The sequence below is a fragment of the Leptotrichia sp. SK-5 genome (genome assembly GCF_055387215.1).
Genome location: NZ_AP028931.1, coordinates 574,424 through 596,814, shown reverse-complemented (window position 1 = coordinate 596,814; position 22,391 = coordinate 574,424). Strand labels below are relative to the sequence as shown.

Sequence of the window (22,391 nt, the reverse complement as noted above, 5' to 3'; positions counted from 1 at the left end):
ATAGTAATAAATAGATAAAATTTTTTAATATAGGAGGTTTTAATGAAAATAAAAGATATGTTTGAACAGAAGGAGCATCTTATTTCCTTTGAGATTTTTCCACCAAACAAAAATTTTTCGCAGGAGAAATTAAAAGAGGTGACGGCTGAACTGGTTGAATCCAAGCCTGATTTTATTAGCGTTACATACGGTGCAGGCGGGCAGACTAAAGGTGGAACTATTGAAATGGCTTCTCACATTAAAAATAATTTAAAAACAGAAGTTTTGGCTCATTTAACTTGTGTTGGAAGTAAGAAAAGTGAAATTAACGATTATTTGCAGGAAGCAAAAAGTAAAAATGTAAAAAATATTTTGGCACTTCGTGGAGATGTTCCGCAAGGAGAAACAGAAGATATTTATAACAAGGGAGATTATAAGTATGCTTCTGAACTTATTAGTGACTTGAGAAAAAACAGTGACTTTGATGATTTTTCAATTGGTGGTGCATTTTATCCAGAAACTCACTATGAAAATAATGATTTGGTTGACCTGTTTCATTTAAAGAATAAAGTTGAGGCTGGAACAGATTTTTTAACTTCTCAAATGTTCTTTGATAATGATACTTTTATAAAATTTAAAGAGCAGGCAGAAAAACTAGATATAAAAGTACCTTTAGTTGCAGGAATTATGCCAGTTACAAATGCAAAACAGATAAAAAGAATTATAGAGCTGTCCAAATGCTCTGTACCTCACAAATTAGATAAATTACTGGAAAAATACGGAGATAATCCAGAATCTATGAAAAAGGCTGGAATAATGTACGCAAGTGAGCAAATCATAGAATTATTGGCTTATGGAATCAAAGGAATTCATATTTATACAATGAATAAACCTGAAATAGCAAAAGAAATTATGAAAAATATTGAATTTGCAAGATAAATTTTAAATATTTATTTAACAAATTAATTTTTGAAATGTTTTGATTGTATAGATGTTTTTATCATATTATTTTTTATAAAAACAAGGGTTATTGATAATTTGAAACTGAAATAATTAAAATATAAAACAGGAGGTAACAAAATGTCTATAAAAAAAGTATTAACAATTGCAGGATCTGATACAAGCGGAGGAGCTGGTATACAGGCGGATCTGAAAACGTTTCAGGAAAGAGGAGTGTATGGAATGAACGCTCTGACAGTTATTGTTACAATGGATCCTAAAAATAGCTGGGCTCACAAAGTTTTTCCAATTGAATTGAATGTTATAAAAGAGCAAATTGATACAGTTGTAAATGGAATTGGAGTGGATGCATTAAAAACTGGCATGCTTCCTACAGTTGAAATTATTGAATATGTAGGTTCTATTTTAAAAAATTGTAAAAATCCAGTTGTTATAGATCCCGTTATGGTATGCAAAGTGAGCAGCGGCTCTACTGAAAATCTTTTCCCAGAAAATGTAGTTGCCATGAAAAATCATTTATTGCCTTACGCAACTGTTGTTACTCCAAACTTATTTGAAGCCGCACAGTTAGCTGGAATGGAAAAAATTGACACGCTTGAGGAAGCAAAGGAAGCAGCTAAAAAAATATGTGACTTAGGTGCAAAAAATGTTGTTATAAAAGGAAGAAAATTTTTCGCTGGAGAAAAATCAATTGATTTCTTATACGATGGAAAAGATTTTGAATTTTTTGAATCTGAAAAAATTGATACAGAATGGAATCATGGTGCAGGATGTACTTTCTCTGCCTCAATCACAGCAGAACTGGCAAATGGTTCCACAGTAAGTGAAGCAGTCTCCACTACAAAAAAATTAATCACAGAAGCCTTGAAACAGTCCTTTAAATTAAACGACTATACTGGACCTTTAAATCATAAGGCATTTGCTTTAAAATAATAAATAATAAGAATATATTTTTTAAAAAGTATTCTCTTTGGAGTAGGTGTTTAAGGGGATACTTTTTTTGTAAAATTTTAACTTATCATAAATTGCAATATTAAATGCAACATTTTTTTATCTAAAAATCAAACAGGAGAATATAAATAATGGAAAAAATTAGTCTTGAAGAATTGAAGGATTTGTTATTAATACTAAACTCTTTTGAAAATAGGAATAAATTTTTATAATAGCTATTTCATAGCCATTCAACTAATTACTATGTTTTTGTAGGATTGCTCATTGCCGCAAATCCTACAACCTATGGCTAGTCTACGACATTTTTCTGCACTGCCAAAAAACTCGCTATGCTCAAACAGTTTTGCCAGCACAGAAAAATGCTCCGACGGATTAGTTTATGGTAGACTCTGTTTAAAAAATGAAAATTATATTTTAATTAAAAATATTAGTTTTTTATCCTTTTTTAGAAAAGTTTTTAATAAATTCGCTGTTTAAATGGGGTTTAGTATAAAAAAACAAATAAATGTTCAGCGATTACAAAAGAAGTTTTTTAAAAATGATAAGGAAACATACAATGGAGCGATGTGATTTTTCAGATTAAGAAAATAATAAAAATTAGATTGGAAATGAGGAATATAAGTGAATATTTTAATTGATGAACAAAAGTTCAAAGAAAATTATGAAATTTTATCTGATTATAAATTTGATTTTGAAATGGAAAAAAGATGTATAGATTACATTAAAAATAAAAAGGGAAATCAGTTATCCTGTATGAGAACATTATCATCAGGGTATAAAGTACTTGCTTCAAAAAATTTATTGATAGAAAATAATTTAAATTCTTTTAGGTTAAACTGTCATATTTCAGAAAAATTAAAAATTTTAGGAACTTCTAAAGAATCAAGACTTTATAAGGCTAGCTATAGTTTATTTGGATTAATTATGTCAAATAATAAAGAATGGATAAGTTTTTTAAAAAATAATTTAAACTATATAACTTCAAATGATTTTAATTCAAAAGAGAACACCTATATAAAATCAAAAGATTTACATCGAAATTCTTTTTTATCAAAAACAACTATTTTAGCACTATTAGGAGATTTTGAAGAAGTAGAAAAAAGAAGCAAAAAATATTTGGAAGAACCATTAACTAAAAGTTATTATGCATATACAAAATATGATTTTATGTTTTTTGAAGCATTAGTAAATAAAAATACAGAAAAAATGAAACGAGCAATACATAAATTATTAGAACCTAAAATAGCTAAAAAAATTCTTTTTGATACAGATATTAATTATAGTTTTTATTTGAATATTTATGTATTAATGTATTCTAAAATAGCATTATCACATGGATTTGACTTGGGAATTAATGATAAAACGGCTCCTAAAAATTTAATTGATAATACTTCATTACAAAATTATGAAGAACCATACGATTTTATGAAAAAAATAGATTTGGTAACATTGACACCTGAAAAATGGATAGAATGGACAGAAGATTATTCAATAATTGTACCAATTACTTAATTTAAATATTAAAATATAAATTATCATATAGAAAAATATAAATAAATTATTTTCATAATTGATTTTATTACAATTTTTTGATAAAATATATAAGTACAATTTGATTTGATAAACAAATAAATTTATGATAAAATCAGTTTATGAAATAATTAAAAATTGATATGTTTCACTCAAATTTTTGGTTTGATTAAGTTTAGTGAAATTTAGATATATTTAGAAAAATTTTGGAGGTAAAATTAACATGAGTTTGTTAGAATTGAAAAACGTAAAATCTGAAGTAGAGGGGAAGGAAATCTTAAAAGGACTGAACTTGACTATAAATAAAGGAGAAGTTCATGTAATTATGGGGCCTAATGGAGCAGGAAAATCTACACTTGCAAGTATTCTTGTGGGACATCCAAAACATGAGCTTGTTGATGGGGAAATTATTTTGGATGGAGAAAATATCAATGAAGATGCTGTAGATGAGAGAGCTAAAAAGGGGATTTTCTTATCATTTCAATATCCGGAAGAAATACCGGGACTTACAGTAGAAGACTTTTTGAGAACAGCAAAAGAATCTGTTACTGGTGAAAAACAGTATTTGATGCAATTTCACAATGAACTAGTAGAAAAAATGGAAAAACTTCACATTAATCCCGAATATGCAGATAGACACTTAAATGTCGGATTTTCTGGTGGAGAAAAGAAAAAGAATGAAATTTTACAGATGGCAGTTTTAGAGCCGAAATTGGCTATTCTGGATGAAACTGATTCTGGACTTGATATTGACGCAACAAAAGTTGTATTTGAAGGTGTTCAAAAATTAAAGACTAAAGATACAGCTTTACTTATAATTACACACTATGATAAAGTGCTGGATTATCTAAAGCCTGATTTTGTTCATATTTTGATGAATGGAAAAATTGTTAAGACAGGTGGGCAGGAATTAGTTGAAAGCATTGAAAAAGATGGTTATGCTAAAATGAAGGAAGAATTAGGATTATAATTAATACAGAATAGAAAGTGTGGGAATAATGGAAAATAGAAAAAAAACATATGTTGCAGACATTGAACGTGGTGTCTATGATATAAAAGACGAAGGACGTTATAAATATAAGGCTGAAAAGGGACTTACTCCTGAAATTATCAAAAAAATTTCAGAAAGAAAAAATGAGCCTGAGTGGATGAAAGAATTTAGATTAAAGGCATTAGAAGTTTACAATTCAAAACCTATGACTGACTGGGGTCCAGATTTATCGGATCTTGATGTAAATGATATTGTGCATTATTTGGAACCTGATTCGGCACCTATGAATGAAAACTGGGATGATGTACCAAGTTATATAAGAGATACATTTGACAGACTTGGAATTCCTGAGGCTGAAAAGCAGTCACTTGCAGGAGTAGGAGCACAATATGATTCGGAAGTAGTTTATCACAGCATTCATAAAGAATTGAAAGAACAAGGTGTAATTTATACAGATATTGAAACTGCTATGGTAGAATATGAAGACATGCTGAAGGAATATTTTATGACATTAATTACAGTTAATGATCACAAATTTGCGGCATTACATGGAGCAGTATGGTCTGGAGGATCATTTATCTACGTTCCAAAAGGAGTAAAGGTAAATATGCCTTTACAATCATATTTTAGATTGAATGCACCTGAGGCAGGGCAATTTGAGCATACGCTTATTATTGTGGACGAAGGAGCTGATTTGCACTATATCGAGGGATGTTCTGCTCCAAAATATCAAAAAAATGCATTGCATGCAGGAGCGGTTGAATTATTTGTAAGAAAAGGGGCAAGATTAAGATATTCAACAATTGAGAACTGGTCAAGAAATATGTACAATCTTAATACAAAAAGAGCAATAGTGGAAGATGATGGAGTAGTTGAGTGGATTTCTGGATCATTTGGATCAAGAGTTTCGATGCTTTACCCAATGAGTATTCTAAAAGGCGATCGTTCAAGATGTGAATTTACAGGAGTTACATTTGCAGCAGCTGGACAATATTTGGATACAGGATGTAAAATTATTCATCAAGGAAAACAGACAAGTTCGACAGTTCACTCAAAATCTATTTCAAAAAATGGTGGAACGGCTTTTTACAGAGGACTTTTAAAAGTGTTGCCAGAAGCAACAGGATCAAGATCGACTGTAGAATGTGAATCACTAATGCTGGATAATCTGTCAAGTTCAGACACTATACCAATAATTGATATAAATAACGACAGCGTAGATATTGGGCATGAGGCAAAAATTGGGAGAATAAGCGATGAAGCGATATTTTACCTTATGTCAAGAGGTATCAGCGAGGATGAGGCAAAAGCAATGATTGTAAGAGGATTTGTTGAGCCAATTTCTAAGGAATTGCCACTTGAATATGCTGTAGAGCTTAATAAATTGATAGAGCTGGAACTTGAAGGAACTATTGGATAATTTAAAGACATTGCTTAAAAAACGAGAGGAGTAAAAATGTTAGAAAAATCAAGCATACAAAATCTTGATAACAGTGATTACAGATTAAAAATTTTTGAAGAATATAAAACACTTGAAAAAGTTAATTGGAAAAGGGTTGGCTATAAATATGAGGAGCCTGAAACTTTTAAGGAATTTAATAATCTGGAAGTTAAAAATGAAAATCAAGATGGAGTTGTTATAAAAAATATAAATGATTCCCTGCAAGAACTTGAAAGTTTGAAAAACGATAATGATTATGGATTGGGAGATTTTTTCAAGAAACAGAACTTTGCTTTTTATAATGAAGGGAAATATTTGAAAATAAAAGAGAGAAAAACTGTTGAAAAACCAATTTACTTAAATTATCGTGCAAATAAAGAAAATAATTTCCTAGTCGACTACAATGTTATTGAAGTGGAAGATTTTGCAAAAGTTACAGTAATAATTACTTATGATTCAGAAGACGATACACCAGTTTATCACAATGGAATTATAAAAGTGTTTACAGGGCGAAATGCAGAAGTAAAAATTATAAAAATACAAACTTTAAATACAAGCAGTTCTAATTTTGAATCATCTAAGATAGAAACTTTGGGACAAGGGAAAACACAATATTACAGCGTTGAACTAGGTGGAAAGATTAATGCAATAAGCCATAAATCTTATCTTGAAGAAGATTCAGCAGAAGTTTATGTATGGCCTGCATATCTTGCTGATGAGGATAGAAAACTGGACTTGGAATATTCAGTAGTATTCCGTGGTCGTAGAACTATTGGAGAACTTCAAGGAAGAGGGGCTGTAAAAGATACGGCTAAAAAGGTATTTCGTGGAAATCTTTACTTTAAGCAAGGTTCAAGCAAGTCGGAAGGACGTGAAGGAGAATTTGCAATTCTGTTAAATGACAAAATAAAGGCTGATTCAATTCCAACATTATTCTGTAGCGAAGATGATGTTATTGGAGAACACGCTGCTTCTGTCGGAAAAGTTGATGAATCAAAATTATTTTATTTAATGAGCCGTGGACTTTCTGAAGGAAGAGCAAAAAAATTGATAGTAGAATCTTCATTCCGTCCAATAATGGATAACATTGATGATGAAAAGTTAAGGGAAAAATTATTTGAAGAACTGGAAAGAAGAATTTAAAATAAAAAATATGAATTTGAAAAATTACCCACAAAGTGATATAATTTTTTATTGCTTGTGGGTAAAATTTTAATTAAGGAGAATAATGAATGTATTTAAAAAAAGTATTAAATACTATTATAAAAGGAGATACTGTTGAAGAATTAAAAAAAATTCCAACTGAATCAATAGATTTTATTTTTGCAGATCCTCCCTATTTTATGCAAACAGAAGGAGAGCTGTTAAGAACTGATGGAACAAAGTTTAATGGGGTAGAGGATGAATGGGATAAATTTGATTCGTTTTATGAGTATGATAATTTCTGTAATAACTGGTTAAAAGAATGTAAAAGAATATTAAAAAAAGATGGAAGTATTTGTGTTATAGGATCTTTTCAAAATATATTTAGAATCGGATATTTAATGCAAAATTTAGAATTTTGGATTATAAATGATATTATTTGGAATAAATCAAATCCAGTTCCTAATTTTTCTGGCACAAGATTATGTAATTCACATGAAACAATGATTTGGTGCAGTAAAAATAAAAAAAGTAAAATAACATTTAATTATAAAACAATGAAACACTTAAATGATGGAAAACAGGAAAAAAGTGTGTGGAACATACCTGTTTGTAATGGAAATGAAAGATTAAAAGATACAAATGGAAATAAGCTGCATTCAACTCAAAAACCAGAAAAACTATTGTATAAAATTATTCTAGCATCAACAAAACCAAATGATGTAATACTAGATCCTTTTTTCGGGACTGGAACAACTGGAGCAGTAGCAAAACAACTTGGAAGAAACTATATAGGAATTGAAAAAGAAGAAAAATATATAGAAGGAGCAAAAATTAGAATAAATCAAAAAGAAGTGATAATTGATAAAATTTCTAATTTAGAGTTAGAAACAAAACCTCCAAAAGTTCCTATGAAAAAATTATTAGAAAATGGCTATATTCAAAAAGGACAAAAGCTGTATTCAAGAGATAAAAAACAATTTTGTGAAATTCTTGAAAGTGGAAATGTTTTTGATGGAATAGAAGAATTATCTATACATAAAATGAGTGCAAAATTTTTGAATAAAAAAAATAATAATGGATGGAATTACTTTTTTTTAAATTATAACGGAAAATATACAGAGTTGGATAAATTAAGATATTTATATGTGGAGGAAAATGATGCAAAATAAACTAGATGAATTAATAAACAATTCAATTATAGAAATAATAAATCATTCAAAAAGCAGTAAAAAATTAAAAGAATTGAAAAGTAAACATCTAAAAAAATTACATTTTATTCCACAAAGATATAGAATATTTGGTGGAATACTTCAAAGTATGAACATTCAATTTGGAAATTTTATAGAAGTTTTGATGACTAAATTAATAGAAAATGAAAAAAAGTATGAAATAGTAGAAAAATATAACGGAAAAAGAAATAATAAATTTCAAATTTTATCTGCAAAAGATAGTTTAATTGATGAATATATAACAAAATGTCAAACCGAAGAAATAATTCTAGAAGATGAATTTTATAAATTACAAAAAAAATTAAGCAAAAAATATTTTAACGGAACAATGATACAAGTAAAACATGATATTGACTTAGTATTTAAAGATAAAAAAACAGGGATTATTTATTATGTAGAAATAAAATATAACGATGATCATGATACAGGAAAGTTTGTAGATATTAATAGAAAATTTATAAAAACTTACGCATATTTATTAACAGAATTTAATATAGAAGATTCTTCAAAAATAGTTCCCATCTTATTTTATTTTAATAATAAAAAAATGAAAGGAAATAATTATATTCCAGAAAAAACTAACATAAGAAGAGGAAAAAAATTTTTTAATGAATTCTTATCTATCCCTTATGAGATTCTTGAAAATTATCTATTAGAACTATCTGAAAAACCAGAAAACATAGAAAAATTTGATAACTTATATAACTTTGTTATGACAGAAGATTACTAAGGAGGGAAAAATGGACTACAGAAAAGAATTTCCAATATTTAAGAACAGAAATAATCACTATCTTGATACAGCCGCAACTTCACAAAAGCCAAAAAGAGTGCTGGATAAAATTATGGAATATTATGAAAAATATAACGGCAATCCAGGACGTGGTTCGCATACTTTGTCCATGGAAGCCTCAAACTTGATGACAAATGCACGTAAAACTGTACAGAAGTTTATTAATGCAAAATATCCTGAAGAAGTGATTTTTACAAAAAGTACAACTGAATCAATCAATTTAATCGCCTATTCTTACGGGCTGGAATTTATAAACGAAAATGATGAAATAATTCTAGGAATTTCAAATCATCATGCAAATATTGTCCCTTGGCAGTTTGTGGCTAAAAAGAAAAATGCTAGGATAAAATTTGTTTATCTTACTGAAAATGGACAATTTGATATTGAAGATTTTAAAAATAAATTGTCAGATAAAACAAAACTTGTGGCTATTTCCGCTGTGGTAAATGTTACAGGAGTTATTCAGCCCATAAAGGAAATTATTGAAATTGCACGAAACAAAAATAAAAATATACGCATTCTTGTGGATGCTGCACAATCTATGCTGCATTTTAAACACGATGTTCAAAAATTGGATGCAGATTTTCTTGTATTTTCAGGACATAAATTATTTACGCCAATGGGAATTGGGGTTATGTACGGAAAAAAGGATATTCTTGACAAAATGCCGCCTTTCTTATATGGTGGAGATATGATTGAATTTGTAACAGAGGAGGAATCAACGTTTGCGCCGCTTCCAAATAAATTTGAAGGCGGGACTCAGAATGTGGAAGGGGCAGTAACTCTGGAAGAGGCAATTAATTTTATTGAAGAAATAAGTTATGAGAAAATTAATGAAATTGAAAATTCTCTTACGGAAATTGCTTTAGAAAAATTAAAAAAGCTAGATTTTGTGGAAACATATTTTACAAAAGATGTTGAGCGTGCTGGAATTATTGCCTTTAATGTAAAAAATGTGCATTCTCACGATGTGGCATTTATACTTGACTCGTATAATGTGGCAGTTCGTTCAGGGCATCATTGTGCACAGCCTTTAATGAAGTATTTAGGAGTGCCTTCGTGCTGCCGTGCAAGTTTTAGCATTTACAACAATGAAGAGGATATTGATAAACTTATAGAAGGGCTTTTAAAAGTGAAGGAAGTTTTTGAATTATAGGAAAAATAAATAAAAAGAAAAAAATTTGAAAAGGAGGTTTAATATGAATTTAGAAAAAATATACCAGCAGACAATACTGGAATACAGCAGACGTAAGGAACTAAACCGTGAAATTGAAAATCCGACATTTGCAGAACGTGGGCATAATCCAAACTGTGGAGATGACTTGACGCTTGAAATAAAAACTGATGAAAATGGAGTAATAACAGATGCCGCTTTTATTGGAAGCGGATGTGCAATTTCAACAGCTTCTATGGCTATGCTGATTGACTTAGTAAAAGGGAAGACAATGGAAGAAGCAAAGGAAAAAGTAAATTTGTTTTTCAAAATGATGAAGCAGGAAGAAAAACTGACAAGTGAAGAAAGCAAAAAATTAGGAGATGCTGTTCTTATGGAATATGTGGCTCAAATGCCTGCAAGAGTAAAATGTGCGACACTTAGCTGGCATTCCTTAAAAGTAATTGTAGAGAAAAGTGAAAAATAGAAAAAGGCTGTTAAAACAGCCTTTTTTGTTAGACCAAAAAATTTATAATTATTTCTTTTAGATTTCTACTACTCTTTATTATCTTATCTTGTTCTATAGCTACTCCCGAATATTGCGATGATACATTTGCAAACTTTTCTTTTCCTTTAGATAATTTGAACATTGCGTGGAACTTTATAATTAATCTCTAAAGAGAAACTTTATTTACAGTTTGTAATACTAAATTTCAATTTTTTAAAACATAATATTAATTAAATTTATATTCTAAAACCATTAAATATTAAAATATTTCTTCTAATTTTTTTACCATATTAAAAATGTCAAATAAACACAAAAATTTATTACTAGAAAAAATTAAAAATTAAGCTAAAGTATAGAAAATCTAAATATTTTTAAATATTTTTAACAAAAAAAAATGGCGTCCCCGGTTGGACTCGAACCAACGGCCCTCTGATTAACAGTCAGATGCTCTAACCGGCTGAGCTACGGAGACACGCAAAAGAAAAAAGTTTGGCAACTGCCTATTTTCCCGGGACGAATCCAAGTATCGTAGGCGTAAACAGACTTAACTGCCGGGTTCGAAATGTAACCGGGTGTATCCCTGCTGCTAGCATCACCAAACTTCAAAAAACTAAATTGTCAAGTTAAGACAATGAGAAATAAATAGCAGCAGTAAAAGATTAACTAAAAAGCAGATGTAATATTAGTACCAGTCAGCTGAACGCATTGCTGCGCTTACACCCCTGGCCTATCAACCATGTGTTCTCCATGGATACTGCGAATACTCATCTCAAAGTCGGCTTCTCGCTTAGATGCTTTCAGCGATTATCCGTTCCAGACGTGACTACCCAGCCATGCCACTGGCGTGACAACTGGTACATCAGAGGTCTGTCCAACCCGGTCCTCTCGTACTAAGGTCAGATCTTTTCAGTATTCAGGCGCCTGCAGTGGATAGGGACCGAACTGTCTCACGACGTTCTGAACCCAGCTCGCGTGCCTCTTTAATGGGCGAACAGCCCAACCCTTGGGACCTTCTCCAGCCCCAGGATGAGACGAGCCGACATCGAGGTGCCAAACACTTCCGTCGATATGGACTCTTGGGAAGTATCAGCCTGTTATCCCCGGGGTAGCTTTTATCCGTTGAGCGACGGTCCTTCCATACGGAACCGCCGGATCACTAACTCCCACTTTCGTGCCTGCTCGACCCGTCAGTCTTGCAGTCAAGCTCCCTTATGCGTTTGCACTCTTAGGCTGATTTCCATCCAGCCTGAGGGAACCTTTGAACGCCTCCGTTACTCTTTGGGAGGCGACCGCCCCAGTCAAACTGCCCATCTAGCACTGTCTCCGTTACCGGATTAGAATTTCAACGGCATATGGTTGGTATTCCAACGGCGACTCGGCTGAAACTGACGCCTCAGCTTCACAGTCTCCCAACTATCCTATACACACACAGCCAAAACCCAATGCCAAACTACAGTAAAGCTCCACGGGGTCTTTCCGTCCTACTGCAGGTAGCCGGTATCTTCACCGGCATTACAACTTCACCAGGTCTCCAGCCAAGACAGCTCCCAAATCATTTCACCATTCGTGCAGGTCGGAACTTACCCGACAAGGAATTTCGCTACCTTAGGACCGTTATAGTTACGGCCGCCGTTCACCGGGGCTTCAATTCGGAGCTCTCACTCCTCCTCTTAACCTTCCGGCACTGGGCAGGTGTCAGCCCATATACGTCGCCTTTCAGCTTAGCATAGACCTGTGTTTTTGGTAAACAGTTGCTTGGGACTCTTCACTGCGGCCTGTTTCCCCTTGAGGCGTTTCTCCTCTCAGGTATATCAGGCACCCCTTCTCCCGAAGTTACGGGGCTATTTTGCAGAGTTCCTTAGCTAGAGTTATCCTGTCGGCCTTAAGTTTCTCACTCTGTCCACCTGTGTCGGTTTACAGTACGGGCACTACTTCTCATCGATAGAAGTTTTTCCCGGCAGTGTAGGATCTGTGACTTATGCCAATGCACTTCCCCGTCAGGTCTCACATTTAGACACGCGGATTTTCCTGCGTGTCCATGCTACGCCCTTAGAAAGACTATTCCGTCAGTCTTCTCACATACCTTCCTGCGTCACTCCGTCTCTCAAGCGATAATAGTGGTACAGGAATATTAACCTGTTTTCCATTCGCCATCACAATTTTGCTTATGCTTAGGTCCCGACTTCCCCAGGGCGGACAAACCTTCCCCTGGAAACCTTGGACTTCCGGCCGGCGGGATTCTCGCCCGCCTTCTCGCTACTCATTCCTGCATTCTCACTTCTGATACCTCCAGAATGGCCTTGCGGCATTCCTTCAACGGCCTACAGAACGCTCTCCTACCAGGCGTGCAGGCACGCCTCCGCAGCTTCGGTTTATGTCTTAGCCCCGTTACATCTTCGGCGCAGATACTCTCGACCAGTGAGCTATTACGCACTCTTTTAAGGCATGGCTGCTTCTAAGCCAACCTCCTGGTTGTCTGTGAATATCCACCTCCTTTCCCACTTAGACATAATTAGGGACCTTAGCTGGCGGTCTGGGCTGTTCCCCTCTCGTCCGCGGACCTTGTCATCCGCGGACTCACTCCTGACTATTAATATATGGTATTCGAAGTTTGCTTGATTTCGGTAAGCAGTACGCCCCCTAGACCATACAGAGCTCTACCCCCACATATCTTAACGTCAAGGCTGCACCTAAATGCATTTCGGAGAGAACGAGCTATCTCCTAGTTCGATTGGCTTTTCACCCCTAGACCTGCCTCATCTCCCAACTTTTCAACGGCGGTGAGTTCGGCCCTCCACTGAGTCTTACCTCAGCTTCAGCCTGGACAGGCCTAGATCACTAGGTTTCGCGTCTATGACTAGCGACTTGACGCCCTGTTAAGACTCGGTTTCCCTTCGGCTCCGCTTTATTAACCTTGCCACTAATCATAACTCGCAGGATGATTAACCAAAATCCACGCAGTCACACATAAAGTGCTCCTACCGTTTGTAAGCACACGGTTTCAAATTCTATTTCACTCCCTTGCTCAGGGTTCTTTTCACCTTTCCCTCACGGTACTCTTCACTATCGGTCAACAGCAGTATTTAGCCTTGCGTGATATGGTCCACGCTGATTCACGCCAGATTCCTCGTGCCTGACGCTACTCGGGTGCTTCCAGTCACTATATGTATTTTATGTTCTACAGGACTATCACCTTCTTTGGTTCAGCTTCCCAGCTGATTCTACTTACATACATACAGCTTAAACATTATGACAATCCGTTGATGGAAGTCCCACAACCCCGTGCCAGCAATGCTGTCCGCTTGGCACTGGCACGGTTTAGGCTTTTCCCCGTTCGCTCGCCGCTACTTAGGGAATCGTTTTTACTTTCTTTTCCTCCCGTTACTTAGATGTTTCAGTTCACGGGCTTACCGTTTTCACGCATGCCCTCCAGGCATGCAGGTTTTCCCATTCGGAAATCCGGGGATTAACGATTATGTGCATCTTCTCCCGGCTTATCGCAGCTTATCACGTCCTTCATCGGCTGTTGTTGCCTAGGCATCCTCCGTGTGCCCTTGTTAGCTTTTTATCCAGAATAACTTTTACTCCAGTTTCATTGTAATCTTTTACCTACTATTCATTTCCCATTGTCCTAAAGACTATAAAGATATACGAAGAAGCAGTGTAATGAATTAACTCCTTAGAAAGGAGGTGATCCATCCGCACCTTCCGGTACGGATACCTTGTTACGACTTCACCCCAATCACTGTCCACACCTTAGATGCCTTCCTCCTTGCGGTTAGACCGGCAGCTTCAGGTGCAGACAACTCTCGTGGTGTGACGGGCGGTGTGTACAAGACCCGAGAACGTATTCACCGCAGCATTGCTGATCTGCGATTACTAGCGATTCCAGCTTCATGAAGTCGAGTTGCAGACTTCAATCCGAACTTGGACCGGCTTTAAAGATTCGCTTGGCGTTGCCGCCTTGCAGCTCTCTGTACCGGCCATTGTAGCACGTGTGTAGCCCAGATCATAAGGGGCATGATGACTTGACGTCATCCCCACCTTCCTCCTGCTCTTCGCAGGCAGTCTCGCCAGAGTCCCCAACTTAATGATGGCAACTAACGATAGGGGTTGCGCTCGTTGCGGGACTTAACCCAACATCTCACGACACGAGCTGTCGACAGCCATGCACCACCTGTCTCTACGTTCCCGAAGGCACTGCCTGTTCTCACAGGCATCCGTAGGATGTCAAGATCTGGTAAGGTTCCTCGCGTTGCGTCGAATTAAACCACATGCTCCACCGCTTGTGCGGGTCCCCGTCAATTCCTTTGAGTTTCAGCCTTGCGGCCGTACTCCCCAGGCGGATTACTTATCGCATTTGCTTCGGCACGGACACTCTTCATGCCCACACCCAGTAATCATCGTTTACGGCTGGGACTACCAGGGTATCTAATCCTGTTCGCTCCCCCAGCTTTCGCACTTCAGCGTCAGTTGCCGTCCAGTGAACTATCTTCATCATCGGCATTCCTGCACATATCTACGAATTTCACCTCTACTCGTGCAGTTCCGTCCACCTCTCCAGCACTCTAGCCAAACAGTTTCCAGGGCAGGCTTGCGGTTGAGCCGCAAGTTTTCACCCCAGACTTGTCTGGCCGCCTAGATGCCCTTTATGCCCAATAATTCCGGATAACGCTTGCGACATACGTATTACCGCGGCTGCTGGCACGTATTTAGCCGTCGCTTCTTCTGCAGGTACCGTCACTTTCTTCTTCCCTGCTGAAAGCACTTTACAATCCGAAAACCTTCTTCGTGCACACAGAATTGCTGGATCAGGGTTGCCCCCATTGTCCAATATTCCCCACTGCTGCCTCCCGTAGGAGTAAGGGCCGTATCTCAGTCCCCTTGTGGCCGTTCACCCTCTCAGGCCGGCTACCTATCATCGCCTTGGTGAGCCGTCACCTCACCAACAAGCTAATAGGACGCAAAGCTCTCCCGCAGCATCTCTTTTCATTGCCAGGCACATGCGTGCCGGCAACTGTATCAGGTGTTATCAGTCGTTTCCGTCTGTTATCCCTGTCTGCAGGGCAAGTTCTTTACGCGTTACTCACCCGTCCGCCTTGGCTAGCCTGTGCAAGCACAGATTTGCCAAAGACTTGCATGTGTTAAGCATTCTGTCAGCGTTCATCCTGAGCCAGGATCAAACTCTTCATTCAATATATTTTACATATATTTAAGTTTCACCTTTATCTTGACGAGAATCTTGTTTTACAACAAGAGCTCTTGACTGTTATTTATCTTTTACACATTATTGCTTCTTCTATTCCTATCTCAATTGTCCTGCGACACGATTTCGTATCGACAAGATATATATTATCATAACTGAATTTATTTGTCAACTACTTTTTTTCAAAAAATTTGTGTTTTTGAATATTTTTATTCGTAGTCTATTTTTTATTTCTTAGAAAGTGCTTTAAAATCTAATTTTAATTTGTATTCTGTGAAATATTTTGTACTTTGAAGTTTTACATTCTTTCCAAGTCCTTTTTATTTTTGAATTTTTTGTAAAATCATTTTTATAGCTTCACTTATATCTTTCACTTGGACTAATTCCTTATCTGTTATCCATTTAGAAACATCACTATTTATGTATCCTAAAGATTCTAAAGCTAACTTTAAATCTTCTTTCATTAGTAGTAATTTTGGATTTGAGGTGTTTGATGTTATTAATTTACCTGATGATATATCACTGATTTCTTCTATTGTTTCTGTTAAATCTAGTTTTTTTACTTTATCTTTTAAGTCTAAAATTATTTTTTGGGCTTTTTTTATTCCTAGCCCTGGAACTCTTGTAAAAATCTTTGACTCATTTTCATTTACAATGTCTATAATTTCTCGTGTATTAAATGTCGATAATATTGCAATTCCAAGTTTAGGTCCTACACCGCTTATACTTATTAGTGCCTTGAAAAGTTCTCTTTCATTTTGGGTTTTGAAACCATATAATGAAATATCATCTTCCTTTACATTTGTATAAATGTATAATTTTTCATCATTTCCAATGTTATCTAATTTTTCAAACGTTTTTAAGGATACATATACTTTATACGCCAAACCATTTATATCTAAGGCTACATAATCAATTTTTTTGATTGTTAATTTTCCAGAAATATATTCAAACATTTATTTCCTTTCTTTATAATATATTATAACTATTTCTATATAATATAATTTCTATTATTACAATTTAACGAGCTCTACTTTTTTAATATTTTTTTCTAAAAACATAATACCGATTTCTTTAAATTTTTCCTGTCCATCAGTTACATAATAATTTACTTCTTCATTTTTAAGAGCATCGTTTTTTAAAAATTTATTTTTTTGTAAAATACTTTTTAAATCTAAAGCTGTTTCTTTTGCTGGATCTACTATTTTTATATTAGGATAAATTTTACTAATTGCATCTTTTAACAAAGGATAATGAGTACAACCTAATATTAATGTGTCGATTTTCTCTTCAAAATCATCAAGATATGTTTTTATTATTTGGTTTACTAATTTTCCACTTAAAATCCCTTCTTCTACGGCTGGTACAAAAAGTGGACAAGCTTTCTGAAAAACTTTTACTTTTGGATTAAAAAGCTTTATTTCTTCTATGTATTTTTCTGATTTTATTGTCGCTTTTGTTCCTATCACTCCAATTTCGTTACTTTTCGTAGTGTTTATCGCCGTTCTTGCACCTGCTTCAATTACTCCTATAATAGGAATTTTAAATATTTCCTTCAACTCCTTTAAAGCTAGTGCCGTTGCTGTATTGCAAGCTACTACGATTGCACTCACATCTTTTTCTAGCAAAAATTCAACTATTTCTTTTGAATATCGAATAATTAATTCTTTTGTTTTTTCTCCATATGGAACTCTTGCAGTATCTCCAAAATAATATATTTTTTCATTTGGCAGGACTTTTCTAATTTCTTTTAATACTGTTAGCCCCCCAATTCCAGAATCAAATACACCAATTGACATTGTACTTCCTTTCTTTGTATATTCAAAATTGTTTATCTATTAAAACAATAAAATTGAGCCGTTAAAAAACAGCTCTATTTTTATTTTAGTTTATTTCATAATTAATTCTCCGCTGTAAGTTAATGTTCCATCAGTTGCAACATATGTCCCTACTACTTTTCCTACACTTTTTTTATTAACTCCTGAATTTAAATTTATTGTATAATTTAGATTTGGACGTTGTGTAGCAGTTATTTCAACATCCTTTGTTGGATACAAGTTATATTTACTATCTCCTATTGTTGCTATTGCTACTACATCATTTTTACTTATGATTTTCATTTTCTTAGCTGAATTTTCATTATTGTTATTCTTTTTAAAAATCATATTGAAAAATTGTTCTATTTTATTTCCTTTTGTTTGAGAATGGTTTTCTGTATTGCTATTATTATCGTTTGTTTGATTATTATTGGCATAAGTGTTAGTTGCTATATTTGTTTTTCGTGCATAACCATTTGTATAATAATTATTTATTTCTCTTGCTCCTATGGCGTTTCTATCTTTTGCTCTGTTTGATCCTAAAATAATAGCTATCATTCTATCGTTTCCTCTATTTGCGGTTAGAACAATGTTTGACCCTGCTGCGTTGTGGTATCCTGTTTTTATTCCATCCACTCCTAGTACATTTCCTAAAAGTGCATTTGTTGAAGTTACCTTTGTATTTCCGTTGTCTACATAATCTGTCTTATTTTTTGAGAAGTTCAAGTATTCACTATAATCTTTTAGTGTTATTTGAGCAAGTTTATACAAATCTTTTGCATTTCCTTGATCCATGCATGAACCTGTATAACTAGGTGGCAATCCATGTGGAGAACAATATCTAAGAGAATTTAATCCATAACTTCTAGCTTTTTCATTCATGGAATGTACAAAATTCGAAACATCCCCTCCAACATACTCTGCAAGAGCGTATGCAGCATTATTTGATGATTTTATAATTGTTGCCTTTAACAAATCTCTTACTGTATATTGCTTTCCAGCAGTTAATTTTATTCCATATGGAACTGAAGCAGCTTTTGCTGAAACTGTTACTTTATCATCATATGAAATTTGTCCGTTTTTTATTTTATCCAATGTTAATATTGATGTCATAATTTTTGTTACTGAAGCTAATGGACGAACATCAGAACTATTGTCCTCCTTTATAATATTCCCATTTACATCTCCGATTAACAGCGCTTTATAATCCTGATAATCTTCACCATCAGCAAAAGAAAATGCTGATATAGCCAAAAATACCATAGAAAATAATAACTTTTTACTTTTTCTCCCAATTTTTACTTTTTTTCCCATTTTACTTTTCTTTCCTCTTTTCATTTCTAAATAATTTTACTAAATCGTATTATAACATTTTCATATTAGTTTTTCATTTGTAAATTTTTGAATAAAACTTGTTTAAACTAATTATACCTTACAAATATTTAACTATAAAAACTAAATATTCCTTGTTTAATAGTGATTCAAAGTGTTTTAATATTATTAAATATATATTCGTTAAATTTTTATATATATTGAATTCAGTTTTAAAATGATGTTATTATATATTTTTTATATTAGTATAAAATTTAAGTTATAATTTAGAAAATTTTATTATTAAATTATACAGATTTAATTCGCATTTTCAGATTATTTTGAACAATATAATATTATTTTTTTATAAAGTAATTTGAAATCATTACAAAAATTAAAAGTATTTTTTCAAAAAATATGTTATAATTACAAAAGATATAAATTCAGAAAAGAGAAAGATTATAAAATAAATAGATTTTAATTGAAAAAGAATTTATGAACAGGAGAAAATATGATTACAACATTGTGTTATCTTGAAAAGGATAATAAATATCTGATGTTACATAGAAATAAAAAGGAAATAGATATAAATAAAGGGAAATGGCTTGGTGTAGGAGGAAAGCTGGAAGATGGGGAAACTCCTGAAGAATGTCTGAGAAGGGAAGTCAGGGAAGAAACAGGATATGAACTGAACAGTTTTGAGTACAGGGGACTTGTGATTTTCAACTATAATGCTGATGAGCCACTGTTTATGTATCTTTATACAAGTTCTGATTTTAATGGGATACAGAAGGAATGTGATGAAGGGGATTTAAAATGGATTTCAAAAGATGAAGTTCTTAATCTTAGGCTATGGGAAGGGGATAAGATTTTTCTGAAACTGCTATTTGAAAACTCTCCATTCTTTTATCTGACTTTAGATTATGAAAATGATGATTTAATAGGGTCAAAATTGGAATTTAAGCAGGAATACAGTTCTTTTGAGGTTTTTGTACCGGAAAAATATGTAGGGAAAATTGTGGAAAATCTGCAGAGATATTCTTTATTGACAGAAGGGTTTTATGCTGATGTCTATTCTACATCTGATACGATTGGGCATTGGAAAACTCTGGAAGGTGGAAGTCCTTTTGATGGAGAAGCGGGAAAATCAAGTGTTGCAGATGAAAAAATAATGAAGTTCAGGGTAAAAAGAGAATTTGAGGAACTGGCATATTATCTGTTAAAAGAGGCTCATCCTTATGAAACGGCGGTAATTAATGTGTTTAGGATGGAAGTTTAAAATTTTTTTTAGAAAAATTAAAAAAGTAGGAAGGAAAATTGGCTATGAAAAAAATAATTCTCGCAATTACAGTTTTTTAACAATAAATTTTGGCTTGAATGCGTATACTTTGAGGGAAAATGTTCAGGAAACGCTTTCAAAAAGAGGAGTGAAGCAAAGTATAATTGATGAAACATCGGACTTTTTGTTAGATTCAAGAGGTAAAATGTCTATTGTTCCACAGCAAGATGAAATTGACAGTTTGATTGACAGAGCAGAAACGTTGCTGAAAAAAGATAAAAATAATATCGTGATTAAGCAATATTTATCGTCAATGTATTTGAAAAAAGGTGGAAATAAGAATAATTTAAAGGCACAAAAAATAAATGAAGAAAACTTAAAAGATAAAGGAATTACTGATTTTGATAAATGGAGTTCAACAGGACTGTATTATTACCAAATAGGAGAAAAGAAAAAGGCTCAAGAATATTTTGACAAAATTAAAGAAAAATACAAGGAAAAGCCTGCCGTTTATAATTTAATTGAAATAGTGATGATGGATATTGATGTATTAAGAGATAGCCAAAATTTTAGCCAACTTATCGTAGATACTGCAACTAATGAAAAAAAGATGAAAGAAATTCAGGAAATATCTAAAAAACAAGTTGAAAAAATGAAAATAGTTAAAGATTTCTTTCAATCAGAAGAAAACAAAAGAGAATTTGGTGTTGTAGATGAATTAGTTTACTCTTTTGATTTGTTATTAAATTTTTCGAAAATTAATGAGATAATGCAAAAAGATTTGAAACAGGATGGAGAATTTAAAATAAAAACTATAAAAGAAGCAACTGATTATTATTTAAAAAATGTTGCAAATAATGAAAAAATGACAGAAGATTCAATAAAATACAATATTATATTGGAAAATATGTATTTGAGAATAATGGTAATATTAGTGTCAGATGATGAAAAAGAAAGTGCAGAATTTTCAAAAAAATTAGAAAAAAGTAAACTTTATAGAATATTTGAAAAACTGTAAAAATAAGTATAAAAAATTGCTTAAAAATCAAATATGAAAAGGAGAAAAAATGAGAACAGCGATTTACTGTGTAAGTAAAACTGGTTATAAAACTTGTTTAAAAGTAAAAGAAAATGTATACAATAATTTACATATTTACGTATCAGGAAGAGTAGCTAACTTGCTAAATCTTGAAAATGAAAATAATGAAGATTTAATTATAATAAATGAAAGAGTGCCAATTTTACTGGAAAAGACATTTAATAAATATGATTTACATATATTTGTTGCAGCGACTGGGGCAGTTGTGAGAATTATTGAAGGAAAATTTAAAAGCAAAGATACTGATCCTGCAGTTATAACGATTGATGATCACGCTAATTTTGTGATTTCATTGCTTTCGGGACATCTTGGAGGGGCAAATGAAGAATGTAAAAAGATTGCTAGTGGAATAGGAGCAATTCCAGTAATTACAACAGCATCTGATGTTGGTGGAAAAATAGCAGTCGATACATTATCACAAAAAATCAAAGCCAAATTAAATGATTTAGATGGAGCAAAGAGAGTAACTTCGTTAATTGTAAATGGAGAAAATGTAAGCCTTCATTTACCAAAAAACATTGTAAATCATTATGAAAACAGTGCTGGAGCAATAATTGTGTCAAATAGAAAAAATATTGAAATCTCAAAAATTATTCCGCAGAATATTTTTATTGGTATTGGATGTAAAAGAGGAGTTAGCAAGGAACACATTATCGAAAAACTGAAATATGCAATGGATAAACAGAATTTAGAGCTTTCATCTATAAAAATGGCAGCATCTGCCTGGGTAAAATCTGATGAAATTGGGCTTATTGAAGCGATGAAGGAGCTTGATATCCCAATAAAATTTTTTGAAAAGGAAGAAATTTTGAAACTGGAAAATTTGATTGAAGAAAAATCAGAATACGTAAAAAAAACTATTGGAGTTTATGGAGTTTCTGAGCCTTGTGCATTTCTTGCTTCCAGCGGGAAAGGAACATTTTTAGCAAAAAAAATAAAGCTGAATGGTATGACATTGTCGATTTTTGAAGAGGAAATTGAAAATTAAGAAAGGAAATAAC

The 22,391-nt window shown here is 33.2% G+C and carries 16 protein-coding genes, 1 tRNA gene and 3 rRNA genes; 13 read left to right on the top strand and 7 right to left on the bottom strand.

Annotated elements, in window-relative coordinates; genetic code table 11:
* Positions 1-42: 42 nt before the first annotated feature.
* The 10 genes from metF (at position 43) to sufU (ending at position 10,657) form a co-directional block, all read left to right on the top strand.
* Positions 43-918 carry a methylenetetrahydrofolate reductase [NAD(P)H] gene (gene metF / locus ACZ5B9_RS03135; protein ID WP_455037207.1) on the top strand — a complete coding sequence of 292 codons (876 nt, stop codon included), beginning with the start codon at positions 43-45 and terminating at the stop codon, positions 916-918.
* Positions 919-1,059: 141 nt separating this feature from the next.
* Positions 1,060-1,872, top strand: coding sequence for a pyridoxine/pyridoxal/pyridoxamine kinase (gene pdxK, locus ACZ5B9_RS03130; protein ID WP_464423323.1), 813 nt, complete (start codon positions 1,060-1,062; stop codon positions 1,870-1,872).
* 639 nt (positions 1,873-2,511) lie between these two features.
* Entirely contained in the window at positions 2,512-3,402 is an 891-nt protein-coding gene (locus ACZ5B9_RS03125; protein WP_464423322.1) for an immunity 49 family protein, read from the top strand.
* 241 nt (positions 3,403-3,643) lie between these two features.
* Positions 3,644-4,390 carry a Fe-S cluster assembly ATPase SufC gene (gene sufC / locus ACZ5B9_RS03120; protein ID WP_021768329.1) on the top strand — a complete coding sequence of 249 codons (747 nt, stop codon included), beginning with the start codon at positions 3,644-3,646 and terminating at the stop codon, positions 4,388-4,390.
* Positions 4,391-4,418: 28 nt separating this feature from the next.
* Positions 4,419-5,831: a Fe-S cluster assembly protein SufB gene (sufB, locus tag ACZ5B9_RS03115; protein ID WP_455042333.1), complete on the top strand. Its 1,413-nt coding sequence runs from the start codon at positions 4,419-4,421 to the stop codon at positions 5,829-5,831.
* Between the two features lie 36 nt (positions 5,832-5,867).
* Complete coding sequence (gene sufD / locus ACZ5B9_RS03110; RefSeq protein ID WP_464423321.1) at positions 5,868-6,995, top strand: Fe-S cluster assembly protein SufD; 1,128 nt, start codon at positions 5,868-5,870, stop codon at positions 6,993-6,995.
* Between the two features lie 89 nt (positions 6,996-7,084).
* Positions 7,085-8,167, top strand: a complete 1,083-nt coding sequence (locus ACZ5B9_RS03105; protein ID WP_464423320.1) for a DNA-methyltransferase — start codon at positions 7,085-7,087, stop codon at positions 8,165-8,167.
* Positions 8,157-8,957 (top strand): HinfI family type II restriction enzyme, encoded by an 801-nt coding sequence (locus ACZ5B9_RS03100; protein ID WP_464423319.1) that lies wholly within the window; start codon positions 8,157-8,159, stop codon positions 8,955-8,957. Before ACZ5B9_RS03105 ends, ACZ5B9_RS03100 begins: the two co-directional genes overlap by 11 nt.
* Before the next feature lie 10 nt (positions 8,958-8,967).
* Positions 8,968-10,173, top strand: a complete 1,206-nt coding sequence (locus ACZ5B9_RS03095) for a cysteine desulfurase (protein ID WP_464423318.1) — start codon at positions 8,968-8,970, stop codon at positions 10,171-10,173.
* 43 nt (positions 10,174-10,216) lie between these two features.
* A complete protein-coding gene (gene sufU / locus ACZ5B9_RS03090) occupies positions 10,217-10,657 on the top strand; it encodes a Fe-S cluster assembly sulfur transfer protein SufU (RefSeq protein ID WP_315289736.1) in 441 nt (146 codons plus the stop codon).
* A 416-nt stretch (positions 10,658-11,073) separates the two neighbouring features.
* Here the strand turns inward: sufU and ACZ5B9_RS03085 are convergent.
* The 7 genes from ACZ5B9_RS03085 to ACZ5B9_RS03055 form a co-directional block, all read right to left on the bottom strand.
* Positions 11,074-11,150 (bottom strand) — tRNA-Asn (locus tag ACZ5B9_RS03085).
* A 15-nt stretch (positions 11,151-11,165) separates the two neighbouring features.
* Positions 11,166-11,278, bottom strand: a 5S ribosomal RNA gene (rrf, locus tag ACZ5B9_RS03080).
* A 62-nt stretch (positions 11,279-11,340) separates the two neighbouring features.
* Positions 11,341-14,246 (bottom strand): 23S ribosomal RNA (locus ACZ5B9_RS03075).
* 115 nt (positions 14,247-14,361) lie between these two features.
* Positions 14,362-15,873 (bottom strand): 16S ribosomal RNA (locus tag ACZ5B9_RS03070).
* The 16S, 23S and 5S rRNA genes sit together here with 1 tRNA gene alongside, the layout of an rRNA operon.
* 331 nt (positions 15,874-16,204) lie before the next feature.
* Positions 16,205-16,840, bottom strand: a complete 636-nt coding sequence (gene ruvA, locus ACZ5B9_RS03065) for a Holliday junction branch migration protein RuvA (protein ID WP_464423317.1) — start codon at positions 16,838-16,840, stop codon at positions 16,205-16,207.
* 57 nt (positions 16,841-16,897) lie between these two features.
* Complete coding sequence (murI, locus tag ACZ5B9_RS03060; protein WP_464423316.1) at positions 16,898-17,683, bottom strand: glutamate racemase; 786 nt, start codon at positions 17,681-17,683, stop codon at positions 16,898-16,900.
* A gap of 90 nt (positions 17,684-17,773) precedes the next feature.
* Positions 17,774-19,015, bottom strand: coding sequence for a D-alanyl-D-alanine carboxypeptidase family protein (locus ACZ5B9_RS03055; protein ID WP_464423315.1), 1,242 nt, complete (start codon positions 19,013-19,015; stop codon positions 17,774-17,776).
* Positions 19,016-19,523: 508 nt separating this feature from the next.
* Between ACZ5B9_RS03055 and ACZ5B9_RS03050 the strand changes: the two genes are divergently transcribed.
* From ACZ5B9_RS03050 to cbiG, 3 genes are read left to right on the top strand one after another with little or no spacing between them, the layout of a single operon-like run.
* Positions 19,524-20,291 (top strand): NUDIX hydrolase, encoded by a 768-nt coding sequence (locus ACZ5B9_RS03050; protein ID WP_464423314.1) that lies wholly within the window; start codon positions 19,524-19,526, stop codon positions 20,289-20,291.
* A complete protein-coding gene (locus ACZ5B9_RS03045) occupies positions 20,269-21,309 on the top strand; it encodes a hypothetical protein (protein WP_464423313.1) in 1,041 nt (346 codons plus the stop codon). Before ACZ5B9_RS03050 ends, ACZ5B9_RS03045 begins: the two co-directional genes overlap by 23 nt.
* A 49-nt stretch (positions 21,310-21,358) precedes the next feature.
* A complete protein-coding gene (cbiG, locus tag ACZ5B9_RS03040; RefSeq protein ID WP_464423312.1) occupies positions 21,359-22,378 on the top strand; it encodes a cobalt-precorrin 5A hydrolase in 1,020 nt (339 codons plus the stop codon).
* Positions 22,379-22,391: the final 13 nt, after the last annotated feature.